Source organism: Floccifex sp. (assembly GCF_051873495.1).
Taxonomy (GTDB): Bacteria; Bacillota_I; Bacilli_A; order Erysipelotrichales; family Erysipelotrichaceae; genus Floccifex.
The window spans coordinates 1-4086 of sequence record NZ_JBJEEX010000145.1 but is presented as its reverse complement, the minus strand read 5'-3'; the positions used below and the strand labels follow the sequence as shown (position 1 = coordinate 4086).

The 4086-nt window shown below is 33.3% G+C and carries 5 protein-coding genes and 2 riboswitches; all 5 genes read left to right on the top strand.

The window, feature by feature from the left end; all coding sequences use genetic code 11:
• The first annotated feature begins 165 nt into the window (after window positions 1–165).
• Window positions 166–288, top strand: a riboswitch (FMN riboswitch).
• Window positions 289–373: 85 nt separating this feature from the next.
• The gene (locus tag ACI313_RS09630; protein WP_320608889.1) at window positions 374–976 is read left to right on the top strand and encodes an ECF transporter S component; all 603 of its coding nucleotides are present in this window, start codon (window positions 374–376) and stop codon (window positions 974–976) included.
• A gap of 5 nt (window positions 977–981) precedes the next feature.
• On the top strand, window positions 982–1467 hold the full coding sequence (locus ACI313_RS09625) for a pyridoxamine 5'-phosphate oxidase family protein (RefSeq protein ID WP_320608888.1): 486 nt from the start codon (window positions 982–984) through the stop codon (window positions 1465–1467).
• Window positions 1468–1502: 35 nt separating this feature from the next.
• A riboswitch (ZMP/ZTP riboswitch) is annotated at window positions 1503–1581 on the top strand.
• A gap of 33 nt (window positions 1582–1614) precedes the next feature.
• Window positions 1615–2793: a phosphoribosylaminoimidazolecarboxamide formyltransferase gene (locus ACI313_RS09620; RefSeq protein ID WP_439755879.1), complete on the top strand. Its 1179-nt coding sequence runs from the start codon at window positions 1615–1617 to the stop codon at window positions 2791–2793.
• 45 nt (window positions 2794–2838) lie between these two features.
• Window positions 2839–3633 carry a glycoside hydrolase family 25 protein gene (locus tag ACI313_RS09615; protein WP_439755878.1) on the top strand — a complete coding sequence of 265 codons (795 nt, stop codon included), beginning with the start codon at window positions 2839–2841 and terminating at the stop codon, window positions 3631–3633.
• 9 nt (window positions 3634–3642) lie between these two features.
• Complete coding sequence (locus ACI313_RS09610; RefSeq protein WP_439755877.1) at window positions 3643–4080, top strand: hypothetical protein; 438 nt, start codon at window positions 3643–3645, stop codon at window positions 4078–4080.
• Window positions 4081–4086 lie beyond the last annotated feature (6 nt).

Here is a 4086-nt window from a genome sequence, read left to right as displayed (position 1 = left end):
CTCGATAACAGTGAGTGTTGCACCATTTTTTTATGCCAACCTCTAAAGACAGGTAGTATATTAAAAAACTTTAAATAAGAAAACCCAAGTGGAAAACCTGGTATGAAAAGTGTCTTAGTTGACATCTCATATCATATGAATTAGACTAAAAACATAAAGTTAATCAAACGTCTTTGGGGCAGAGTGAAATTCTCTACCGATGGTTAAAGTCCATGAACTTGTGTTACACAAGCCGAATCTGTGCAATTCAGATACCGACGGTTAAAGTCCGGATGAGAAAAGACAAATCGTTTTCTTTTTTTGCGATAAGTGTGCCCTAGATGCACACTTTTTTATGTTTTCATAGGCGTAGTTTAACTTGAGGAGGAAACAAATGAAAAATTCACGTGTTCGAAGCTTAACTATGGCCGCAATTATGGGATGTGTTGCCTTTATTCTACAATTCTTTAGTTTCAACATTCCCTTTTTATCTCCTTTTGCTAGTTTTGATTTTTCGGCGTTGCCTGAAATCATTGGGGGATTTATTTTGGGTCCAATAGGAGCTATCGAAATTATTTTAATTAAACTTGGTTTAATTTTAGTTTTTAAAGGAACAACATCTATGTTTACAGGTGAACTTCAAAATCTTATTCTAAGTTGTGCCTATGTTCTACCTGCGATATTATATTATCGTAAGCATCGTACGAAAAATGGTGCTATTAAGGGAATTGTTTTAGGAACGATTCTTAGTGTGGTCCTTGCCGTATTCACAAATATGTATTTAATATTCCCTGCTTATATTTATTTATATGGCATGAACTGGAATCAAATTTTATCAATGTTTTCAGCTATTAATCCCGCTATTGGAACAAAAGTAGGTATTGTGATGTTCTCGGTTATTCCGTTTAACTTAATTAGCCGTATCACAACATCATTTCTTACTTTCTTGTTGTACAAGAAAATTAGTAAACCTATCAAACATTTTATACAGGAGTAAAACATATGCAGTTTAGTATCGATAAAGACTTAACATTTGAACAAGCCGTTCAAATTCTATTTGAAAAACTAGGAGACTATAAAATCATGGCCTTAGCGAGTTGTCATAATAACTACCCAATGGTTCGTAATGTCTCTTGTTTATTCTATGACAACAAGATTTATTTCAAAACCGATAAAAACTTCCGTAAAACCAAACAATTATTTGAAAACCCTCAAGTAGCACTTTGTTGGTCTGGGGTACAAGTGGAAGGAATTGCCACTAATAAAGGATTAGTTGTCGATGAACCAGGTCATAAATTTGAAACACTTTACAACAAATATCTATGGGGAAGCTACAACAAATATTCTCATGAAGACAGTGAAATCATTATTGAAGTAGAGCCTGTGTTTGTGGAGATTTGGGATACCAGTGAAGATAATTATGCGTATCAAATTTTCATTCATTTTGATACTAAGGAAATTGAAGTAAAACAATACGATCAAAGATAATTTACTTTTATTTTATAAATTTGATGATATAATGATTTTGTTCAAATAGCTGACGGATTAAGTGGAGCACCACGTGTTATTTGAATTATAAAGCCGACCGTCTGGGCAATTCACTATGAGTTGCCCTTTTTTTTAAAGGAGAAAAACATGAAAGAACTACAGTTAAAGTATGGATGCAATCCAAATCAAAAACCTTCTAAAATCTATATGAACGATGGAAGTGATCTTCCTATTCGTGTCTTAAATGGTAAACCAGGGTATATCAATTTATTGGATGCCTTAAATGGATGGCAATTAGTTAAGGAATTAAAACAAGCCACTCATTTACCAGCTGCCACTTCTTTTAAACACGTTAGCCCTGCTGGTGCTGCGGTTGGAAAAGAAATGAGCGATGTATTAAAGAAAATCTATTGGGTTGATGATTTAGGAGATTTATCCCCATTAGCTTGTGCCTATGCCCGTGCAAGAGGTGCTGATCGTATGTCTTCTTTTGGTGATTTTATTGCCCTTTCTGATGAATGCGATGTGGATACAGCACGCTTAATTAAACGTGAAGTATCCGATGGTGTCATTGCTCCTGGATATAGCGAAGAAGCTTTAGAAATTCTTAAACAAAAGAAAAATGGAAACTACTGTGTTCTTGAAATTGATGAAAACTATAGTCCTGCTGAATTAGAGCATAAAGAAGTATTTGGAATTACTTTTGAACAAGGACATAACAATTTAGAAATCAATGAAGATTTATTAAATGATGTTGTCACAAAAAATAAAGTCATTCCAGAAAGTGCCAAAATGGATTTAATGATTGCCTTAATTACTTTAAAATACACACAATCAAATTCTGTTTGTTTTGCCAAAGATGGACAAGCCATTGGAATTGGTGCTGGACAACAATCACGTGTTCATTGTACACGTCTAGCTGGTAATAAAGCCGATAACTGGTTTTTAAGACAAGCCCCACAAGTATTAAATCTTCCTTTCAAAGAAAATATTCGTAGAGCCGATCGTGACAATGCCATTGACTTATATATCGGTGAAGAATACATGGATGTATTAGAAGAAGGAGCTTGGCAAAAAGTATTTACTGAAAAACCACCTGTATTTACACGTGAAGAAAAACGTGCTTGGTTAGATAAAAATACCGATGTTTCCTTAGGTTCGGATGCGTTCTTCCCATTTGGAGACAACATTGAACGAGCTCATAAATCCGGTGTTAAATACATTGCCCAACCCGGTGGTTCCGTTCGTGATGACAATGTCATTGAGGTTTGTGATAAATACGACATGGCAATGGCCTTCACAAAAATTCGTTTATTCCATCATTAAGAGATTATTCTTTAAGAATAATTTCTTTTTTGTTAGAATACACATATGAAAAAGAAAAAAAGAAAAGTATCCATTCGCCGTTTACTTGTTCTAATTCTATCGAGTTTATGTATACTATGGCTTTTAATTATTTTAGGCTTTGGCTGTTTCCGTCTCATCACAAAAGATAGTGTAGTGATAGATCCAAATGAATTTGTACTAAATGAAGATGGATGCATGACACTAAACAATCCCTTATACAAAACTAAAACTGGAATCGATGTTTCTAGTTTTCAAAGAGAAATTGAATGGGATAAAGTAAAAGCGGATGGCATTGACTTTGCGATGATTCGTTGTGGTTATCGCGGTGCTGTCCAAGGTAATTTATTAGAAGACACCGCTTTTAAAGAAAATATTACCAATGCCTTAGCCAATGACATTGAAGTGGGTGTATATTTTTATAGTACAGCCATCAATGAAATTGAACTTGAAGAAGAAATCAATTTTGTTCTAAATGCGATTAAAGACTACAACATCACTTTTCCTGTTGTGTATGACATGGAACTCTATAGTTCTCATGAAGGAGGAAGAGTGGCTACTTTATCAAAAGAAGATAAAACTAAATTTGCGAATCTTTTTTGTAAGGCTATGAAAGATGCGGGTTATAAACCTATGGTATATGGAAATAAAAACTGGTTAGAACAACAAATTGATTTAGACCAAATTTCTTATGATTTATGGTATGCCGCTTATATAGAAAAACCAGATTTAAATCATCACTTTTCAATGTGGCAATATACCAATAATGGACACGTGGATGGAATTACTACGAATGTAGATTTAAATTTATATATAGATTAGGGGATGAATATGAATACATTTTATGTTTTACTTGTTTGTTTCATTGTCTTTTTTGTGACATTGATTACCTTAACAAAAAGAGAAGAAAAATTAGAAAGTCAATTAAGTCCAGCTTTTCAAACCGAAGGCAACTTAAAAACGGTAACAGTAAAAAAAAGAGTAGTACGAAATGAAGAAGCTTATACGGTTTATACAGCGACTTATACGTATTATGTAGATAATCGTACTTATAAAACAAGTGCTGATTATCAAATTGATATGAATGATCAAGTAACTCAAATTCCTAAAAAAGTAACGATTTATTATCTTGAATCCAAACCAAGTTTTGCCAAAGTATATACTTTGATGGAACAAAGAGATTCAACCAAAGGTTTTCTTCCTTCTTTTATCGTTGCCTTCCTTGTTTTTCTTATTTTAACGCATTTCTTTATTGCACCAATCATTTAAAAAAAG

Bases quoted from the DNA above. Each gene is read 5' to 3' on its own strand.
- ACI313_RS09630 (WP_320608889.1), top strand. From the start codon at position 374: ATGAAAAATTCACGTGTTCGAAGCTTAACTATGGCCGCAATTATGGGA.
- ACI313_RS09625 (WP_320608888.1), top strand. From the start codon at position 982: ATGCAGTTTAGTATCGATAAAGACTTAACATTTGAACAAGCCGTTCAA.
- ACI313_RS09620 (WP_439755879.1), top strand. From the start codon at position 1,615: ATGAAAGAACTACAGTTAAAGTATGGATGCAATCCAAATCAAAAACCT.
- ACI313_RS09615 (WP_439755878.1), top strand. From the start codon at position 2,839: ATGAAAAAGAAAAAAAGAAAAGTATCCATTCGCCGTTTACTTGTTCTA.
- ACI313_RS09610 (WP_439755877.1), top strand. From the start codon at position 3,643: ATGAATACATTTTATGTTTTACTTGTTTGTTTCATTGTCTTTTTTGTG.